At 65.7% G+C, this 18,176-nt stretch carries 11 protein-coding genes; 3 read left to right on the top strand and 8 right to left on the bottom strand.

Annotated elements, in window-relative coordinates; translation table 11 throughout:
- Window positions 1–148 precede the first annotated feature (148 nt).
- Together ABIA73_RS17025 and ABIA73_RS17030 are read left to right on the top strand one after the other, a co-directional pair.
- Window positions 149–2,575, top strand: a complete 2,427-nt coding sequence (locus ABIA73_RS17025) for a penicillin-binding protein 1A (protein WP_354276061.1) — start codon at window positions 149–151, stop codon at window positions 2,573–2,575.
- Between the two features lie 371 nt (window positions 2,576–2,946).
- A complete protein-coding gene (locus ABIA73_RS17030; protein ID WP_059064965.1) occupies window positions 2,947–3,591 on the top strand; it encodes a hypothetical protein in 645 nt (214 codons plus the stop codon).
- Between the two features lie 61 nt (window positions 3,592–3,652).
- Here the strand turns inward: ABIA73_RS17030 and ABIA73_RS17035 are convergent, their stop codons facing one another.
- The 7 genes from ABIA73_RS17035 to ABIA73_RS17065 form a co-directional block, all read right to left on the bottom strand.
- A complete protein-coding gene (locus tag ABIA73_RS17035; protein ID WP_025874226.1) occupies window positions 3,653–4,390 on the bottom strand; it encodes a hypothetical protein in 738 nt (245 codons plus the stop codon).
- A 69-nt stretch (window positions 4,391–4,459) separates the two neighbouring features.
- Window positions 4,460–9,289: an ESPR-type extended signal peptide-containing protein gene (locus ABIA73_RS17040; protein WP_354276062.1), complete on the bottom strand. Its 4,830-nt coding sequence runs from the start codon at window positions 9,287–9,289 to the stop codon at window positions 4,460–4,462.
- A gap of 67 nt (window positions 9,290–9,356) precedes the next feature.
- Complete coding sequence (locus tag ABIA73_RS17045; protein ID WP_301866423.1) at window positions 9,357–10,055, bottom strand: pilus assembly protein; 699 nt, start codon at window positions 10,053–10,055, stop codon at window positions 9,357–9,359.
- A gap of 19 nt (window positions 10,056–10,074) precedes the next feature.
- Complete coding sequence (locus ABIA73_RS17050; RefSeq protein WP_354276072.1) at window positions 10,075–11,184, bottom strand: CblD like pilus biogenesis initiator family protein; 1,110 nt, start codon at window positions 11,182–11,184, stop codon at window positions 10,075–10,077.
- 20 nt (window positions 11,185–11,204) lie between these two features.
- Window positions 11,205–13,928: a TcfC E-set like domain-containing protein gene (locus ABIA73_RS17055; protein ID WP_354276063.1), complete on the bottom strand. Its 2,724-nt coding sequence runs from the start codon at window positions 13,926–13,928 to the stop codon at window positions 11,205–11,207.
- Window positions 13,929–13,977: 49 nt separating this feature from the next.
- Window positions 13,978–14,484 carry a CS1 type fimbrial major subunit gene (locus ABIA73_RS17060; protein ID WP_025874221.1) on the bottom strand — a complete coding sequence of 169 codons (507 nt, stop codon included), beginning with the start codon at window positions 14,482–14,484 and terminating at the stop codon, window positions 13,978–13,980.
- Between the two features lie 393 nt (window positions 14,485–14,877).
- A complete protein-coding gene (locus ABIA73_RS17065) occupies window positions 14,878–15,597 on the bottom strand; it encodes an alpha/beta fold hydrolase (RefSeq protein WP_354276064.1) in 720 nt (239 codons plus the stop codon).
- A gap of 141 nt (window positions 15,598–15,738) precedes the next feature.
- Here ABIA73_RS17065 and ABIA73_RS17070 point away from each other — a divergent pair, with 141 nt between their 5' ends.
- Window positions 15,739–16,512: an AraC family transcriptional regulator gene (locus ABIA73_RS17070; RefSeq protein WP_354276065.1), complete on the top strand. Its 774-nt coding sequence runs from the start codon at window positions 15,739–15,741 to the stop codon at window positions 16,510–16,512.
- Window positions 16,513–16,749: 237 nt separating this feature from the next.
- On the opposite strand, the gene ABIA73_RS17075 is transcribed toward ABIA73_RS17070, so the two are convergent.
- On the bottom strand, window positions 16,750–17,850 hold the full coding sequence (locus ABIA73_RS17075) for a hypothetical protein (RefSeq protein ID WP_354276066.1): 1,101 nt from the start codon (window positions 17,848–17,850) through the stop codon (window positions 16,750–16,752).
- Window positions 17,851–18,176: the final 326 nt, after the last annotated feature.

An 18,176-nucleotide genomic window follows, 5' to 3' on the forward strand; every position in this document is an offset into this window, starting at 1 on the left:
AAATGGCAACCGCCCTGCTGTGACATCCCTCACAGGATGAACACGCAGCCCCTGGCGTCCCCTTGCACTCCCCAGTGCCGGCCCCAGCCGCCACCTTGCGTAATCTATACTCTGCGACCACGAAATTCGCAATCGGAATCTGACACCGATGACCCGTCTCCGCCGCTGGCTGCGCTGGATCTTTCTTGTTGTCCTGGTCCTGGCGCTGGTCGGAGCGGCCGCCGTTGGCGGCCTGTACTACGCCGTTTCTTCCAAGCTTCCCGACGTGCAGACCCTGCGCGACGTGGAAATGCAGGAGCCGATGTACGTCTACGCTGCCGACGGCAAGCTGATGGCGGTGTTCGGCGAGACCCGGCGTACCCCCATCACCATGAAGGACGTGCCGGAGAAGCTGAAGCAGGCGTTCCTGGCCACCGAGGATGCCCGCTTCTACGAGCACGGCGGCGTGGACTACAAGGGCATCGGTCGCGCGGTGTGGCTGCTGGCCACCACCAACGACAAGCGCGTGCCCGGCGGCTCCACCATCACCCAGCAGGTGGCCCGCCAGTTCTTCCTCAGCTCCGAGTACAGCTATACCCGCAAGCTGGCCGAGATCCTGCTGGCGCGCAAGATCGAGTCCGAGCTGAGCAAGGACGAGATCTTCGAGCTGTACCTGAACAAGAGTTTCTTCGGTAACCGCGCCTACGGCGTGGCCGCCGCCGCCGAGTTCTACTACGGCAAGAAGCTGGGCGAACTGGACCTGGACGAGATGGCCTCGCTGGCCGGCATCCCCAAGTTCCCGTCCTCGGGCAACCCGATCTCCAACCCGGAGCGCGCCCGCCAGCGTCGTGACAACTATGTGCTGCAGCGCATGGCCGACCTGAAGTTCGTCAGCCAGGCCGAGGCCGATGCGGCCAAGGCCGTGCCGATGCACGCCACCGCCCACGAGCCGCCGGTGCAGGTCGATGCCCCGTACGTGGCCGAGCTGGTGCGCCAGGAAATGATCGCCCGCTTTGGCGGCGACGTGGTCAACAAGGGCTACCACGTCACCACCACCATCGATTCGACCCTGCAGACCGCCGCCAACCTGTCGGTGCGCGACGGCCTGCTGCTGTACGACCATCGCCACGGCTGGCACGGCGTGGAGAAGCAGGTGCAGCTGGGCGCCGGCGATGACGCCGCGGCCCTGGCCGAGCACCTGCGTGGCATGTTCGGCCAGGCCGGCCTGCTGCCGGCCATCGTCGCCAGCACCGGCGCCGACGGCAGCGCCACTGTGGTGCTGGCCAACCGCAGCGAGATCGTGCTGCCGGCCGGCGCCGCCAAGTGGGCCAACAAGAGCCCGGCCAAACTGGTGCAGCGCGGCGACATCGTGCGCGTGCGCGCCGGTGCCAAGGAGGGCGAATGGCTGCTCGACCAGCTCCCGCGCGGCCAGTCCGCCCTGGTTTCGCTGGACGCCCACAGCGGCGCCCTGAAGGCGCTGGTCGGCGGCTTCAGCTTCTCCGGCAACAAGTTCAACCGTGCCACCCAGGCCCGTCGCCAGCCCGGTTCGAGCTTCAAGCCGTTCGTCTATGCGGCCGCCTTCGACAAGGGTTACAACCCGGCCTCGATCGTGCTCGACGCCCCGGTCGTGTTCCGCGACCGCCGCGGCAAGACCTGGGCACCGCAGAACGACGGCGGCGGCTTCCGCGGCCCGATGCGCCTGCGTGAAGCGCTGGTGCAGTCACGCAACCTGGTCTCGGTACGCCTGCTTGATGGCATGGGCGTGGACTACGCGCGCAAGTACATCAGCCAGTTCGGCTTTGCCGAATCCGAGCTGCCGCCGAACCTGTCGATGTCGCTGGGTACTGCCTCGCTGACCCCGCTGTCGGTGGCCCGCGGCTATGCCGTGTTCGCCAACGGCGGCTCACGCGTGGACACCTGGCTGATCGACCAGGTCAACGACCGCGATGGCAACCTGGTGTTTAAGGAAAACCCGGCGATGGCCTGCCGCGACTGCGCCGGCAGCAGCGACCAGCCGGTGAACCAGGTCGTGGACGGCTTCAACTTCGGCGCCCCGGCACCCAAGGTCGATGCCTCCGCCGCCACCAAGCCGGAAGCCAAAACCGAAACGCCGGCCGCACCCGCCAACCCGGACGCGCGTACCGCACCGCGTGCGATCGACGCCCGTACCGCCTACCAGCTGGTGTCGATGATGCGCGACGTGGTCCAGCGCGGCACCGGCGCGCAGGCCAAGGTACTCGGCCGCGAAGACGTGGGCGGCAAGACCGGCTCCACCAATGATCACCGTGACGCCTGGTTCTCCGGCTTCGGCGGCCCGTACGTGACCACCGTGTGGGTGGGCCGCGACGACTTCCGCTCGCTGGGCTACCGCGAATACGGTGGCAAGGCCGCCCTGCCGATCTGGATCGACTACATGCGCACTGCGCTGAAGGACACCCCGATCGCACAGAACGAACCGCCGAGCGGCATGGTCCAGGCCACCCTCAACGGTGCGGTGGAGTGGGTGAAGGTGGAAGACATGGACCGCCTGACCGACTACGACCTCAACCTGCAGAGCACCCCGCAGGCTGACGCGGCCGCGTTCGATATCTTCTGAAGCCAGGCTGGGTGGGGTGCCAACCGTTGGTTGGCACCATGGCCCGACGTTGCCCTGGTAGTCGCCAACCTTGGTTGGCGCCGATGCATTCGCCGGGCATGGCCCGGCGCTACCCCGGTAGATGCCAACCTCGGTTGGCGCCGATGCATCCGCCGGGCATGGCCCGGCGCTACCCCGCTAGATGCCAACCTTGGTTGGCGCCGATGCATCCGCCGGGCATGGCCCGGCGCTACCATGCCACACCCGTCGGGCGCCCTCTTCCGGTAGCGCCGGGCCATGCCCGGCGAGCGGAGCGGCGCCGTTGCCTTCGCCCACGCAGATGTCACACGCCTGCGCTAGTCTGTGGCCAGGTCGCAACAGGGAGTCATCGCATGCACCGCGCTCACCAGCATGCTGTCAGCCAGACCCGCGAACGGCGTCATCGCCTCGCCCACGAAGCCGCCCGGCTGATGGCCGAAGGCGGAATCCGCGACTTCCACCAGGCCAAACTCAAGGCTGCCAGCCGCCTTGGCATCCACGACGATGCTTCCCTGCCCCGCAACGTCGAGATCGAACAGGCGCTGCGCGAGTACCAACGGCTGTTCTCCGGCCCGCAGCACGGCAGCGAACTACAGCGGCGGCGCGAGTCCGCGTTGCGGGCGCTGGAGTTCCTGCACGGGTTTTCGCCGCGCCTGGCCGGACCGGTGCTGGACGGCACCGCCGATGCCAACAGCCCCGTGCAGTTGCACCTGCACAGTGACGACCCGGAGGCCGTGCATCGCTTCCTGGACGAACATCGCATCCCCGCCGAATCGCGTACGCGGCGCCTGCGGATGGACCGTGAGCGCAACCTGGATGTGCCGGTGTGGGTGTTCAGTGCCGAAGACCTGACCTTCGACCTGGCCGTCCTGCCCTACGATGCGTTGCGCCAGGCCCCGCTGTCGCCGGTGGACGAGAAACCCATGCGGCGGGCGTCGGCCACGCAGTTGCGGCAGCTGCTGGCCGAGATGGAAATCACCGCCTACATCGGCGGTTGATCCTGGCAGAGCCGGGCCTGTGCCCGGCTCTGCGCCAAGAGCAGCCGAGCATGGCCCGGCGCTACTGGAAGATCAGCTGTTCCTGGGCAGGGGTTGCCAATCGTGCCAGCCACGGCACCGCCGCACGGTACGGATACTCGGCCATCATGCGCGCATGCATCTTCTGCAGGTCATGCAGGTTCCAGGCGTGCGCATACACATCCTGGAAGTCATCCGCCCAGCCACTGCGCACGCGCGTGCGTTCGCCATCAAGGTTCGGCACCAAGTACCACGGCACCTGCAGGATCTCGGCGAGCGCCTTGTTGCGTACCGCACTCTCATGCCCCGACCGCTGCAGCTGTTCGATGCGGAAACTCACGCGGCGGCAAGGAAACGGCATGCAGGCACCGGTAGCGTTGATGTAGTCGGCGATGTCGGCGTACATGTCCGCCTGCAGCTTCATCGCCACCGGGTCCTGCAGAGTCTGCCGGACCCGCAACGTGCGCTGGGTGCTGCCGCGGATCTCTGCAGCGCTGTAGAAGGGATCACCCGGCGTGGTGCCGCCGTGGCGCACCAGCACGATGCGATGGATCGCTTCGTCGGTCAGCACTTCCACCCGCACGGCTGCGGCCTCCGGGTGGATTCGGGGCTGCGGCACGTTCACCACGCGCCAGAACCCCCACACCATCAACCCCATGCAGACCATAAGCACCAGGCAGGCCAGCGTCCACGTATCCATGTCGTGGGTGAAGTAGCGGATGCGGGCGCGCCACAGGTAGTAGCGCCGATAGGTCATGAAGCGGCTCATGAAGCGATACATTGCAACCTCCTCTGCAATGGCCCCGGCGCGGCGGGGCTCGTTACGCGCACCACACCGGGGCGCCATGGCTTACCAGCCGATGCCCACACCCACGCCCATGCTGCGTTCACCGCTGTTGGTGAAGGCACCATTGAGGCTGAAGGTGGCTGAGCCCTTGTCGTTGAGCACGCGCTGGTAACCCACCGCCATGGCCGACTCGCCCTCGGCGTAGCCCACGCCCGCGCCAAGGCGGTTGTAGGTCGCCAGGCCGGCGGTGTTCATGGCCATGGCCGTCTGCGCGCTGCTCATCGCCGCCATGCGGTTGAAGCGCTTGTCCATCTTGTCCAGGCGGCGCTCGAAGTTGCTGATCGCACCATCGGTGTACTCGTTGGCGCGGGCCAGCATCTTTTCCAGCTCGGCGGTATCAACCTGCGGCGTGGGCGCGGGCGAGTCATCCTTTTTCGCCTTCGGCTGCGGTGCAGGCGAAGCGTCCTCGCCTGCCGAAGCGACCTGCGGCGAACCGCTGGCTTCCGGGCTTGGCATGATCTCTTCGGTCGGCGCCGCCGATGCCGTGGCCATTGCACGCGCCTGCGGCTGGCCGTCCACGCGTTGCTCCAGGCCATCGATGCGACCGTTGAGCTGCTGCTGCGCGGCATGCAACTGGCCACCGTTGACCGCCTCGCGGCTGCCGGCGGCGATCAAGCCGTTGGCGACGTTGGAGATGACCATGCCGTTGGCACCCGCCAGGGTGAGCTGGGCGGTGCCGTCGCTGCGGACGGACGGAGATTCCTGGAACACCGAGCGGAGCTGGGTTTCCACGCGGTCGACACGAGACCCGGTGGTGACTACGGCCGAGTCGAGCGTGGCGAGGGCTTCGTTGATGGTGTTCTGCTGCTGGCCCTGGACGTTGAAGCCGGGGGTGACGACACGACCATTCTCATCGAGACCCGCACCGCCCCCAAGTGCAGCTAGCGACTCGCTCAACTGTGCCACGGTGACTGCATCATGCTCACCAGTGCCACGACCAAGGTTCACCAAACGCCGTTTAACCGAGCCGTTACCGAATGAAGCCGTATTTGATTCGGTCGCGATTGAGTAGGAACCCAGCGCGAGCGCTCCATCAGCGCCTGCTACCACACGACTCGACGCGCCAAAGGCCACACCCTTGTTCGCATAGACATTCGAACCAACGCCCAGGGCAAACCCGCTCTCAGCAGAATCGGCCACGTGAGATCCTCGACCAAGCGCAACTGAGTTCTCCCCTTCTGCAATCGAGTAACTCCCGATGGCCACACCACCTTCAGAGCCGATGGACGCCTTGGCGGAATCCCCCAATGCGACACCGAGGAAACCAGCCTCGGCATCATTGCTCAGGCCGTCAAATCCCACTCTCAGGAAACGCCCCGTCTGCTCCAGCTCTCGCACGCGCAGGTTTGTGGAGAACAGCTGCCCACCGTTCACAACATCCCTACTCCCAGGTGACAGTTCACCATCTGATACACCCGTCAGCATGGCGCCGCCGTAGTCGATCACGCCGTATGCGTCCCCGGCAATTGAAGGACCAAATCCGCCTGCATCAAGCAGTGCATTCAGTTCGCTTCGGCTCCGATCAATATCCTGCTTGACTGCAAACAGCTGACTCCCAGTCACCGCATCACGACTACCCGCAGCAATGCGACCATCAGCCAGATTCGACAGAACCATGCCCTGCGCACCAGCCAGGTTCACCTGGCCGATTCCTTCTGCGCTGGTTGATGGCGACTGTTGGAATGTCGCACGCAGCTGGCCTTCGACGCCATCTACTCGGCTATCGGATCTGAGCACTGCGCCATCGAGAACAGCTAACGCGTCACCCACATTGCTCTGCGTACCACCCTGCACGTTATAGACGGGAGCTATCACGCCACCTTGGCTGCTCAACCTCGCACCACCTCCTAAGGTGGAGAGGGATTCAGACAACTGGACGATGGCAACAGCTTCGGCTTCGCCAAGTCCTCGAGAAACGCCGGTCAGCCTTCGACGGATGCTGTCGTTGCCAAAAGAAACGGTGTCAGGTTCTGATGCAATCGACCCATAGCCAACTGCGACACTATTATCTGCTCCCACCTGCACCTGACTTTCCGCGCCCAGTGCCACCCCTCGGTTCGCGCTGACAGATGTGCCAACGCCCAATGCAAATCCACCCTCTGCACTTTCAGCAACGTGCGCTGCGCGACCTATGGCGATGGAGTTCTTTCCCGCCGCGCGAGAAAATGCCCCTAGCGCCACTCCACCTTCACCACCGACGGTCGCTTCGGCCGAGTCACCGATTGCAACTGCTCCCACTCCTGCGGCCGATGCTCGTTGGCTGCCACCTATACCGATTGATACAAACTTTCCAACGCTCTCAAGTGCCGCGATCTTCTCATTAGCCGCAAACAACTGCCCACCATTCACCGCATCGGTACTGGCCGCCGAGCTCACATCTCCCGCCGCCACTCCCGATATGCGCGCACCTTCCATGTCCACAAGCAGGCGATCGGCACTGAACTTCACCACCCCATCCAGATCCGGATCAAAGTCGTCCACGTCCGTACGAAGCTGATCGATGTCGGCGCGGTTGGCCGCGACGCGCTGGTCCTGTGCCGCGAGAGCCTGGGTATGCGTTGCCAGCTGCTGGCCGTGCAGCACCAGTGACTGGCCCTGCGTGGAAACAGACTGGTTGGTGGCATGAAGCTGCTGTCCGGTCACGACATCGGTACTGGTACCGCTCAGCACGCCGTTGGCAACGTTGTTGACGCGCCGCTTCGCGCCGTCCTTGTTGGCCACATCCACCACGGTGCCAGTGTTGTCTGCGCCCAGGCGCACATTGCCCGTGGCCGATACCTGGCTGACCAGACCACTCAACGCTGTGGCCCTGCCCAGCGCGTTGTCTGCGGCGGTCTTGGCGCCGGTTGCCGCCGTCTGCGCGGCATTGGCCGCATTCTGCACGGTGGTCACATTGGCATTGGTAGCGTTGAGCTGCTTGCCGGTCACGGCCTCGGTGCTGGACGCACTGAGCGCACCGTCAGCCAGATTGACCAGCTTGCGCTTGATGGCGCTGTTGCCAACGGAAATCTGATTGGCAGCGCTGGTCTGCGAACCATTGCCCAACGCCACCGAACCATTGTGCTGAGCCAGGGAGCGATCACCAATGGCCACGGCACTTTCGGCCGAGGCCCTGGCCAAATTGCCCATGGCCGTCGCGTAGAGGCCGCTTGCGTGGGTACCGCGCCCGAGTGCGGTGGAATGCCCGGCGCTGGCCTTGCTCTGATATCCGATCGCGGTGGCGTGAATCACATCCGCCGAGGCCTCATGGCCAACGGCAATGGCACGATCACCCACCGCGCTGGCCTGCAACCCTGCCGCAACAGCACCGTTGCCGCTGCGTGACATTGCCCCCACCGACACGCCCCCATTGGCATTGGCAACACGGTTCCCGTCCTTGTCCACGCCAGACCTTGCGTCGTCACCCAGCGCGACGCTCTTGCCGTTGTAGCCCCTGGCGTTGCGTCCCACTGCGGTGCTGATGCCATAAGCATTGGACTCTGCAAGCGCACCGCCCCCCAACGCCAGCGCTTCTGCATTGAGTCGCCGGTTGACTGCATCAACACCGGCCTTTGCCTCAGTCGCCGTTGCCGCCGCGGTCGCCACCGATGCATTGGTCGTATGCAACTGGTTGCCGGTGATCGCGTCGGTACTGCCCGCCGCAATCACGCCATCGGCGAGGTATTGGATCCTGCGCTTGTTGCTGCTGCTGCCCACCGACACCGTATTGGCGCTGGAGGTCACCGAGTTGGCGCCCAGCGCAACCGAATTTCCGTGCGTGACCGTTGCCCCGCGACCAAGCGCGATCGTACCGCTGCTGCTTGTCTTGGCCTGATAGCCGATGGCAACGCCGTCATGCGTGGAACTGGCGCTCCCACCCAAGGCGATGGCACCCGTCCAACCGCTGGTGCCCGCGAAGGCGCCTGCACCGATGGCGATGCGGGAGATGCCCGAGCCGGACGCTGTGCGAGCGCCCCCGCCCAACGCAACGGTATCATCGCCATCAGCCGTTGACCCAATGCCCATCGCAAGCGCACGATTACCCACTGCTTGGGCAGCGTTGGCATTGGTCGCCGCGGTCCCCGTCGCCAGCAACTTCTGACTCTGGCTCACGCTGGCCAGCGCCTGCTGGGTAGCATGCAGCTGCCTGCCGGTCACTGCATCGCTGCTGTTGGCGTCGACCGCACCGTCGGCAAGGTATACGATTTTGCGCCGCATGCTGCCGTTACCGACCGACACCTGATTGTCGCCGTAGTCGTTGGAGTCAGCCCCCAGTACGACGGAATTGCGTCCGGACGCTAGCGCACCACTTCCCAGTGCGACCGCGTTATGCGCGTATGACTTCGCATCGTTGCCCACCGCGACTCCGCCGAGCTCCCAAGCGACCGACTTGTGCCCCAGCGCGGTCGCATAGCGCCCGTTGGCATCGGCCTGGTAGCCAAGTGCCACGCCGTAGCTGTTGGAGAAGGCCGATACACCTACCGCGACCGCCCTGTCACGGGCACCGGCGTACGAACCGAGCTGGACGAAATCGCTGTAGGCCAGCGGAAGCGCGTTCGCGCGGGAGAACGCTCGCCCGCTGGGAGCGGTGGCGGCATCCTCGTGCACAAGCATGGCGCTTGTGTTGAACGGGCCAAAGGCAGCGTACAGGGCTTCTTCCGTCCACTCATCAGCGCCTGTTTCGAGATGGCCCGCAGTGGCTGCCATGACCGATGCCGGCAGCATGGCCAGCACCAGCGCCAATCCGGGACCACGCGATGTGTGCCTGCGCGTGCCGCGCGCTGCCGCCAGTTCGCTTGCAACCACCCAGCATTGGCGGGCGGCGGACCAGAGTCGTCGATAGATCTTGTTCATGGGATTCTCCTTAACAAACGGAACAGAAGGAACCGCTGTGGCACCAAGCCACAGCGGCGAGATGCACTCAGAGCGCGACGTTGTGCACGTGCTCGCGATAGCCATCGCGGGTCAGCCGATAGCGCAGCTGCAGCGTGTGGCCCGGCTGCAGGGAAAATGGCAGTTCCAGCGCGCTGCCGGGATACAGGCTGCGCGAGACGTCATGCGCGGTGCAGCGCGCGCCATCGCAGTGAGCGATACTGGTGATGCCCACGCGTACCGTGCCGGTGTTGCGCAGCTGGTTTCCCTCCACCTGCACGTCCATCGTCGATTGCGCGGGCAGTACATTGACCAGCGCGCCCCATACCAGGCTGACGCCGACATTGGCCTGGGCCTTCTCACCCTCGCCTGCCGGGTCTGCCCGTTCGGGGCCTCGCACGCCCTCGAAGTACACGCGGTATGCCGTTTCCTTTTCGACCGGCTGAAGCGGAATCACACGGATCAGCCGGTTGCCGCCACCGGCGAGCGCGAACTTTCCCGGCGTGATGGCGATGGCGGCCTCATTCGGCTCCACCTCAACCTCCTGTTCACCTGCCCCCGCCGGGTCGACGATGCGCTTGATAGATGCCTGCACGTACTGCGGTTGGGTGGACTGCGAGTAGATGCGTATCTGTGCGCCTTTCTTCGCGTCTACCGACGTACGCATGGGGTGCACGGTGAGATTGGCATGGGCAGGCAACGCCATCAGCAGCGACAGCGGCAGCAAGCAGCGGACTAGGGGTTTCATCGGGGACTCCATGTGGGGTTCAGGGCGTGACAGTGGGAACACGCAGTTCCACCTTGAGATCGCCGCTGTAGTAGCCAGGGCGCTTGGTGCTGACCGGCACACGCGGTGTTTCCAGCGTCAATGGCGTAGGCAGGCAGAACACCGGCTGCGTCATGCCGGGCAGCAACACCAGCCGCAGCCGGGCGGTATCGATGCCGTGCAGCAACTGCTCCACACCATTGCGCATGGGCAGCGCGCTACCGTTGTGATCCAGGGTGACGGTGTAGTCCACGCGCTGGCTGGCATCACTGCCGCCATCGACGTGCCATACCGAGTAGCCCGAGGGCCCGGGAGGTTGCGCGCCGCTGTCACGCACGGTGACACCGAGGTAGGCACTCTGCGAACCAAGTCCGTCGTACAGGCACATGTCGAGCTGGGTACGACCGCCGATGGTCTGCGCGATGGGGTCGTACTGCAGGTTCAGACCGACGTGCGGGGTGACCTGATCGAAAAGCGGGAAGTAGATGGAGACCGCGTTGTGGTCGGTGATGGTGAAGTCGAAGGAGAACGAGTAGTCCGCAAGGTGCTGGTGGGGCGGCATTCGTAGCGTCAGGTCCAATACGGCCGACCAGTGACCCGCTACAAGCTGGCTCAACTGACCGGAAGTCAGCCTCATCTCGACGGATGTGCCCACGCGATCAATACCCGCGCACGAGCCGGTGGTGGAAGACCAGACTGGCCGGAGCGGCCCGGACCAGTAGTCAAAGCTGCAGGCGAACGTAGCGTCGATACGACGGATGGCAGCGGTGACTTCCACATCCACCTCCATACCGCTGCGACTTTCCGTGAACCTCAGTGGGATTGTGCTAACGGCCCCTACGCTATCCTCCAAGGTGTCATTAGTCGGGCACTTTCCGCGTTCCGAGCTGGAGTTCGAGCTGCACGTCATGAACATATGACCGTAGCCCAGCGTGCCCTGCTCCTCGTATCCAAATACAGTTTTGGATGGCCACAACTCGATATCTCCCGGCATCGCAGAGCGATCCCAACTCATCACGATGTCCCGGTGCTCGCTCGACGGATGCGTCTCCGGCGGCTGTTGCGCCATCGCCCGTGGCACCAACAGCACCAGCCCACACAACACCGCCATCACCCACCACAACCGAGGGCTCACTTCGCACCTCCCGCTGCTGCGGTCTGTGGCGTGGCGGCGATCAGCGCCTGCTCCTGCAGCAACCGCGTCACTCGTGCCTGGTGGCGGATGTCGGCCGGCAGCTGGGCCACGGCCAGCGGCTCGCACTGCACGGCGCCTACCAGCATCACCACGCTGCGGCGCTCGCGCACCTGCAGCGGGCAGTGCAGCAACCGGTCGTCCTGCAGCAGGTACAGGGTCTTCTCGCGTCGTGGGAAGTCGGCCACGAAACCTCCATTGCTGCCGGTACCGGGCACCGGCGCGTTGAGAATGCGGGCACCGCGCAGCGGTGCGCCGGCGATGTCCTGGGCGTTGCCGATGAAGGTGTAGGTCACTTCAATCGGCACCGGCATGCGCACCAGCCGGCCCGGTGGCAGGAACAACGGACGCGCGCCGCCCACACCGCTCACGCGCACGGCGGCGATGCTGTCCAGGGCGCTGGCGTCCTGCACTTCAGCGCGGTGCGACTGGTAGGCGGAAATCGGCAGCAGCCGGCGCTCGCCCAGCTTCAGTCGCTGTCGACGTAGCCCGCCCACCTGCAGCTCGGCGGCAACGCCGGTCAGGTCCAGGTCGTCGGTGTCATCCACCTGCACTGCCAGCCCCGCGTCGGCGCCAACGCCAGCGCCCCAGTACACGCCGCGCTTGCCGATGGCCAGGCCGGAACTGTGCGTGGCGCTGTACGCCACTTCGTTGCCACCCTGGTGCTGGTAGCGCGACACCGTGGCACCGGTCTGGCCGATGCGGTTCTGCAGCTGGGTACTCAGCGTGGCGCTGTAGCGCTCGTTGTTGTTGCCGCGCAGTTCGCCCGATACCTCGCGGTACTGATCCTCGTATTCCTGGCGCAGCGTCTGCCCGGCGCTGTAGTTGATGTCCGGGCGCGCATGCTGTGGTTGCCGCACGTCCACGCCATAGCGTCGCTGCGAACTGCCGCGGTCATCGTGCTGCAGGCGGTTGAGGCTGAAATTGAGGTAGATGCCGCGGTCACGGCCGTCGCGCAGCCCACCGCCGCTGGTCTGCTGCCACACGCCGATGCGGCTGGAGACACTGAACTCGCCCCAGCGCTGGCTGCGGCTGTAGCTGGCCTGCCAGGTGCGGCTGAGCTGCGGTATGCGCGTGGGCTGTGGCATCCACGGCGGCAGCAGCGGGTCAAGTCCGGCCAGCGGATCATCATCCAGCCCCGGCCGCACGGTGCCTGCACGCCAGGTCTGGCGGCGCGTATAGGCCACGTAGGCGTTGCCGCCGGCCACCGGCAGCGCCATCGAGGCGCTGAGCGAATCGGCGCAGCCGAGCCGGTCGCGCGCGTCATCCTCGAACTGGCAGGCACGGCCGCGCATGCGCTGGTGGTACACATTCCACGAAGCACGGCGACGGTAGGAAAGCTGATGCTGCTGGCCACGGCTGCCATCGCTGCCGTGCATGCCACTGAAGGTGGCGCGGACTTCCTGGGTGGCAAACACATGGCGCAGGTCCACCCGCAGTTCGCCGTAGCTGAAACCGCCCAGATCGGCGATGCCAGCGGTCATGGCCACGTTGCGCCCCATCGGCACGCGCAGGCCGCCCATGGCCGCCAGTTCGTCGTCGAAGCGGTCGCTGCGCCGCTCGTTACGGCGGCCCCCCTGCAGGAACCACTGCACGCTGCTGTCGGTCCAGTCACCGCCCTTGTCGAACGGCGCGTCCTCGTTGCGTACCAGCACGCCGTCTTCGTAGATGCGCAGGCTGACGGTGTAGTTGCCCATGGGGAACCGGCGCGTATCGAGCTGGTTGATGCCTGCCTGCAGGTAGAAGGTCTGCAACAGGCGCTCGCCATCGAACGCATCCACACGCGCATCGCGCGCCAGCAGCACGGTGAGCGGCGTGGCCTGCACGGCGGCGGCGGAGTCCACGTAGGCCTGCGTGGTGCCCAGCCGCAGGCCCTGGAAGCGATCCATCGGCAGCATGCTGAAACTGAAGGTGCCGCCCTGCGGGCTGCTCAGGTTGCGGCGGTCCATGCGCCCGGCCTGCAGGTAGTGCTGCTGGCCCAGGTCATGGCGGTAGTAGGCGTTGTCTAGCTGGAAACGGCGGCTGGCAAGAGCGCCGCGGTAGTGCTGCTGGCTGAAGGTCCAGTCGGCGGACAGGTGCCCGCGCTGGAACACGCCCAGTGCGCCCATGCCCTGCGCGGCCAGCGCCTGGTAGCCCCGGCCACCGCTGACATTGAAGGTGTGCTGGTGCAGGAAGGCGTTCTCGGCATTGGCGCTGACCTGGTGGTAGCGCTCGGCGGCCGGCTCGCCGGGGATCCATTGGCGGGCAACAAACAGGCGCACTGCGCCCTCGCCTTCGTCATACAGCGCGCGCACGGCAGTGGGCTCCTGGGGAGGATCGATGTACCCGCAACCGGCACTGGCACCGCCGTAACGGCATGCCAGGTGGCTGTTGCGCGGTAGCGGCTGCGACAAGGCCGGCAGCAGCGCAGCCTGCGCTTCGGCGGACAGCTGCAATGCCTGCAGCGCCTCGGCCGGGGTTTCCAGCTGCACGTGTTCCAGGGTCACGCGCACCGGCACCAGCCCGGTCGAACGACCGAACAGACGGATCTCCAGTTGTTCGGTCTGGCCTTCGACCAGATCCTCGAAACCGGCGGGAACGCCGCGCGCCGCGACCAGGGGTGTGGCCAGCGACAGGGCGAGCGCGACCGCCAGCCGGGTGACGGTGGGTGCAGGAGCATTCATGGGGATTACCGGAAGCAGCCGGCCCGGCAAGCGGGCCGGCGCGGGTGCCTTACGGGCTGGTGGTCTTCTGCTGCATGGCGATGGTGACGATGCCTTCGTAGCTGCCGCCGCGGGCGATCGGCGCCTGGACGGTCTGTGCAATACGCAGCGCCAGCGGGATCGATGCGCCCGGCAGTGCGCCGTCGAACAGGTCGGTTGCGGAGAAGTCCTGCGCCGCCACGGTCAGCGCCCTGCCATTGAGGCTGACGGTCAGCGGCACCGGCGCGCCGCCACCATCGGTGTTGAGCAGCTGCGGGGTGCTGCCAACACGCACTTCGATGTCCTTGCTTTCATCGTTGGAGTAGATGCGCACCTGCTGCGACCAGGGCACCAGGCCGCTGACCGGGTTGTGGACCATGTTGACCACCGAATCCAGCGCAGTGCCATCGGCCTTGAGCAGGGCCAGGGTCGGATCGACGTTGGCCCAGACCTTGATGTCGGCATCGAATGCATTGGCGGACAGCGAAACGGTAGCCAGCGCTGCAGCGAGCGCGGCCTTCTTCAGGATGGAGTTCATGGTGTCTCTCTCGGACGGTGGGATATGAGGCCTCCAGTGCGGAGGCATCACCCGCCTGCGTGGGGGCGGGCGACGGAGAGAATGGTAGGTACCCCTACCCTGCGACGGCCATTCAACCATTCCTAAATAGCTGAACGTTAAGGAAATTCTTTGAAGGCGTTCAATGTTTGAGGGTTATGCAAATTTCCTCAACCGGTCTTTGCAACAAACCTCATTGCGAGACATGCACTTTGCAGAGTCGAGCCATGATCGATGCACGGGTGCTCGTGCTGAGCGCTGGTGGTCAATCCTAGCCACCAGCGTGCCCGGCAGCACCACAGGCTGGTCGTCACGCTGGTCGCGGATGTGATGATCCGAAAAGATGTGGAAACGACCTCCCGTGCCAGAAACCATTCATCCCGGAACCGACGCCTCTTTCAGGAACGATTCCATGGCCGCCACCAGGGCCAGCGGCGTTTCGTTCATCGGGTAATGCCCGGCATCCTCCAGGACCTCCATCGTGGCCTGCCGGTAGCGGCGCAGATAGGTGCGCTCCATCAGTGCGCGGTTGAAGGTGGGATCGTGCCCACCCACCAGCACCTTCAACCGATGCTTGCCGACGATCTCATTGCTGAAATCGGTATCCGCCCATGCTGGAAGATAGGCAGCAAATGCTGCAGGTGAAGCGTGTGCCGCCGAATACGCGGCCTTCCAGTCGAGCCATTGCGCTGGCAGCCGCCCGCCGGTACTGCGATCGATGATGGTCCGACGCACGCCTACGTCCCCGGCTGCCGCTTCAAGCAGGCTTCGCGTCGCAGCGTCGTAGGCAATGCCGCCGCAGGGCACCGGCGCAATGGCCACCATGCCGTGTACCCGGTCCGGCGCAAGCACCGCCATACGTTCAATGGCCATGCCGCCCATCGAATGACCCGCCACGCTGAAGCGTTCGTGGCCCAGGGCGGCCATCAGATCCAATGCATCGGATGCAATCTCGCCGATGGTATAGGCCCCCCGTGCATCGCGCATGCCGCCGTAGCCCCGGCAGTCCATGAAGATGTAGCTGAAGTCGTCGCGCGACAGCCATGGCTCGATGGGCTCGAACGCGTGCGCGTCGCCGAACCAGCCGTGCAGCACCAGGACAGCATGGGGTCCGTGTCCCACGCGATGGAAAGTATTGGTCATGTGGTTCCATTACAGCCGAGGGGAGCGTTGATGCTAGACAGCGCGGATCCGGCCCACCGTCGATGACGGGTCAATCGCTATAGAATCCGGGCCATGCGCAATTCGCTGCTTGATCCCTACGAAGACCTGCCACGCGATGTCGTGGTCACCTCGAACGACTACGCCGCCGAATTTGCGTTTCCCCCCCATGCCCACCGGCGCGGGCAGTTCGCATTCGCCGCGCGCGGCACCATCAGTGTGGCCACGCCGCAGGGGCGGTGGCTGGTTCCCCCACGGCGCGCCTGCTGGGTGCCTGCAGGCCTGGCGCATGAGATGACCATGCGCGGGCCAGTGACGATGCTCAACGCCTTTCTCTCCGCCGAGACGGCCGACGCAGTAGCGCTGCCGGCGCACTGCCGGGTGTACGCGGTCTCTGCGCTGTTGCAGCAGCTGCTGGAGGCGGCGGTGGACCTGCCCCCGCTGTACGACGAGGACGGGCGCGCAGGCAAACTGATGCAGCTGCTGGTGGCGGAAATCGCATCGATGCCGACACTTTCCCTGCATGCACCGCTGCCCGCCGATGCACGCCTCGCACGTGTCTGCCGCGCATTGCTCGACAGTCCTTCGCTGGCAGTGCGCCTCGATGACGTTGCCGCCGAAGCAGGCATGAGCCGGCGCACGTTCACGCGCCTGTTCCGCGCCGATACGGGGGTGGGTTTTGCCGAGTGGCGGCAGCAGGTGTGCCTGCTGGTGGCCATCGAGCGGCTGGGACAGGGCCAGGCGGTGACGCGCGTGGCATTGGACCTGGGCTATGCAAGCCCGAGCGCGTTTTCTGCTGCCTTCCGGCGTGTGCTGGGATGTTCGCCGAGCCGGTACGCAGAAGCGTAGTACTCGGCCGATGCTTGGTTGTCATGCGCGCTGCGCGCGTGGGTCAAGCGTCGCTCGACGCTGTAAATGTCCATGCGCAACTGGATGGCATCAGGCCGCCTCGCGGCGGCCTGATGGATCTCACTCAACGACACGATCTCAGAAGAAGATCGCGTACAGGATCAACAGCGGAATCGGCACGCCCAAGAACCAGAGCAGAAGCGTTTTCATGGCAGGTCTCCTTGCATCAGATGCGGGTTACAGGTCGCGGCGACGGCCGCCCCAGGTGGCGCTGAGGCTGGCGAAGAACGCGCCGATCAGCAGGGTGATGAACAGCCACAGTGCGGCATAGGCCGTGGCCTTGCGCGCATCGTCGGCAGCTTGCTTGGCGGTGTTCTTGGCCTTTTCCAGCGCAGCACGCATGCGGGTCTGCACGTCGGTCACACGGGCCTGCGCTTCAGCCTGGCTCATGCCCGTCTCGCGCGCGATCAGCTGCGACAGGTACTGGGTATCGGCCGGGTCCAGGCCATCCCCCTGCAGGCTGTTGACGATGATGCGGTTCACTTCGGCCCGGACTTCGCGGCGGTCGCCCATCGGGCCATTGCCCGGCATCGGGCGCGGCGGCGGCGGGGCCGTACGGGCGTCACGTGGGCCGATGCTGGCGGCGGCCGGGGGCGGCGGTGGTGCGGCAGGGTCCATCGGGCTGGTGCCCGGCGCTGCGCCCGCTGCCGGCGCAACCGGAGGAGCCCCGGCGGCGTCCGGGCCGGCCGTGGTGGCGTTGCGGAACAGCGAATCCACCCAGTAGTTGAGGTCGCTCTCCGGTGCGCCTGCAGCAGCGCTGCCAGCTTCGGCCACGGCAGCACCGGCAGTGGTGGCAGCGGCGCCTGCGGTCGCGCCGGCAACCTTTGCGCCGGCGCCCAGCACGCCACCGATGGCCGAGGTCAACAGGCCAGCAGTGAGCAGGGTCGCCACAGCCCAGGACACGAAGCCGTGCGCGGTGTCGCGGAAGTAGGTTTCATCGCCGTGCAGCTGCGTCCACTTGGTGCGCAGGCGACCGGCCAGGTAGCCGCCAAGACCGGAAGCAGCCAGCGCGGTGAAGGTCAGCCACGCGACGCTGGTCCAGCCGAAGGTTTCCTTGGACACCCCTTCGAACGACCAGGGCGAAACCGAGGACAAGCCGAGGCCAACACCCAGGATCAGCAGGATCAGCGACAGTGCGGCGGCCGCAACGGCGCCGGCGAAAATGGCGCCCCAGGACACCGCGCTTTCGCTGGGCGGTGGCACGACGGGAGTGGCCACTACGGTGGCGATGTCAGGACCGAGTGGATCGCGCTCGGGCAGGTCGAAACGGGTACTCATGGGTTGGACGCTCCGTATCAGTGCTGCAGGTGCAGCTGGCGTCCTGAGGCTGCGCGAGCGCTTGTGAAGCTGGTGAGACCCTTGAATCACGCGGTCTTGCCGCGGCGAACATCGTGCCAAGCGCCGGACGCAGTAGATCCACGCCATGCGTGGATGGGAAAGCGTGCCAACCAAGGTTGGCATCTACCGAAAGCGGAGTGCCGTGGTAGATCCACGCCATGCGTGGATGATGTTTCGCGGACACCCAAATCGTGCCAACCAAGGTTGGCACCCACCGAAGCCGGAGCGCAGTAGATCCACGCCATGCGTGGACGATGTTTCGCGGA

It is taken from the genome of Stenotrophomonas sp. 2694, assembly GCF_040548715.1.
In the GTDB taxonomy this organism is placed as follows: Bacteria; Pseudomonadota; Gammaproteobacteria; order Xanthomonadales; family Xanthomonadaceae; genus Stenotrophomonas; species Stenotrophomonas indicatrix.

Coding starts and splice junctions, on each gene's coding strand:
- ABIA73_RS17025 (WP_354276061.1), top strand. CDS start 149: ATGACCCGTCTCCGCCGCTGGCTGCGCTGGATCTTTCTTGTTGTCCTG.
- ABIA73_RS17030 (WP_059064965.1), top strand. CDS start 2,947: ATGCACCGCGCTCACCAGCATGCTGTCAGCCAGACCCGCGAACGGCGT.
- ABIA73_RS17035 (WP_025874226.1), bottom strand. CDS start 4,390: ATGTATCGCTTCATGAGCCGCTTCATGACCTATCGGCGCTACTACCTG.
- ABIA73_RS17040 (WP_354276062.1), bottom strand. CDS start 9,289: ATGAACAAGATCTATCGACGACTCTGGTCCGCCGCCCGCCAATGCTGG.
- ABIA73_RS17045 (WP_301866423.1), bottom strand. CDS start 10,055: ATGAAACCCCTAGTCCGCTGCTTGCTGCCGCTGTCGCTGCTGATGGCG.
- ABIA73_RS17050 (WP_354276072.1), bottom strand. CDS start 11,184: ATGGCGGTGTTGTGTGGGCTGGTGCTGTTGGTGCCACGGGCGATGGCG.
- ABIA73_RS17055 (WP_354276063.1), bottom strand. CDS start 13,928: ATGAATGCTCCTGCACCCACCGTCACCCGGCTGGCGGTCGCGCTCGCC.
- ABIA73_RS17060 (WP_025874221.1), bottom strand. CDS start 14,484: ATGAACTCCATCCTGAAGAAGGCCGCGCTCGCTGCAGCGCTGGCTACC.
- ABIA73_RS17070 (WP_354276065.1), top strand. CDS start 15,739: ATGCGCAATTCGCTGCTTGATCCCTACGAAGACCTGCCACGCGATGTC.
- ABIA73_RS17075 (WP_354276066.1), bottom strand. CDS start 17,850: ATGAGTACCCGTTTCGACCTGCCCGAGCGCGATCCACTCGGTCCTGAC.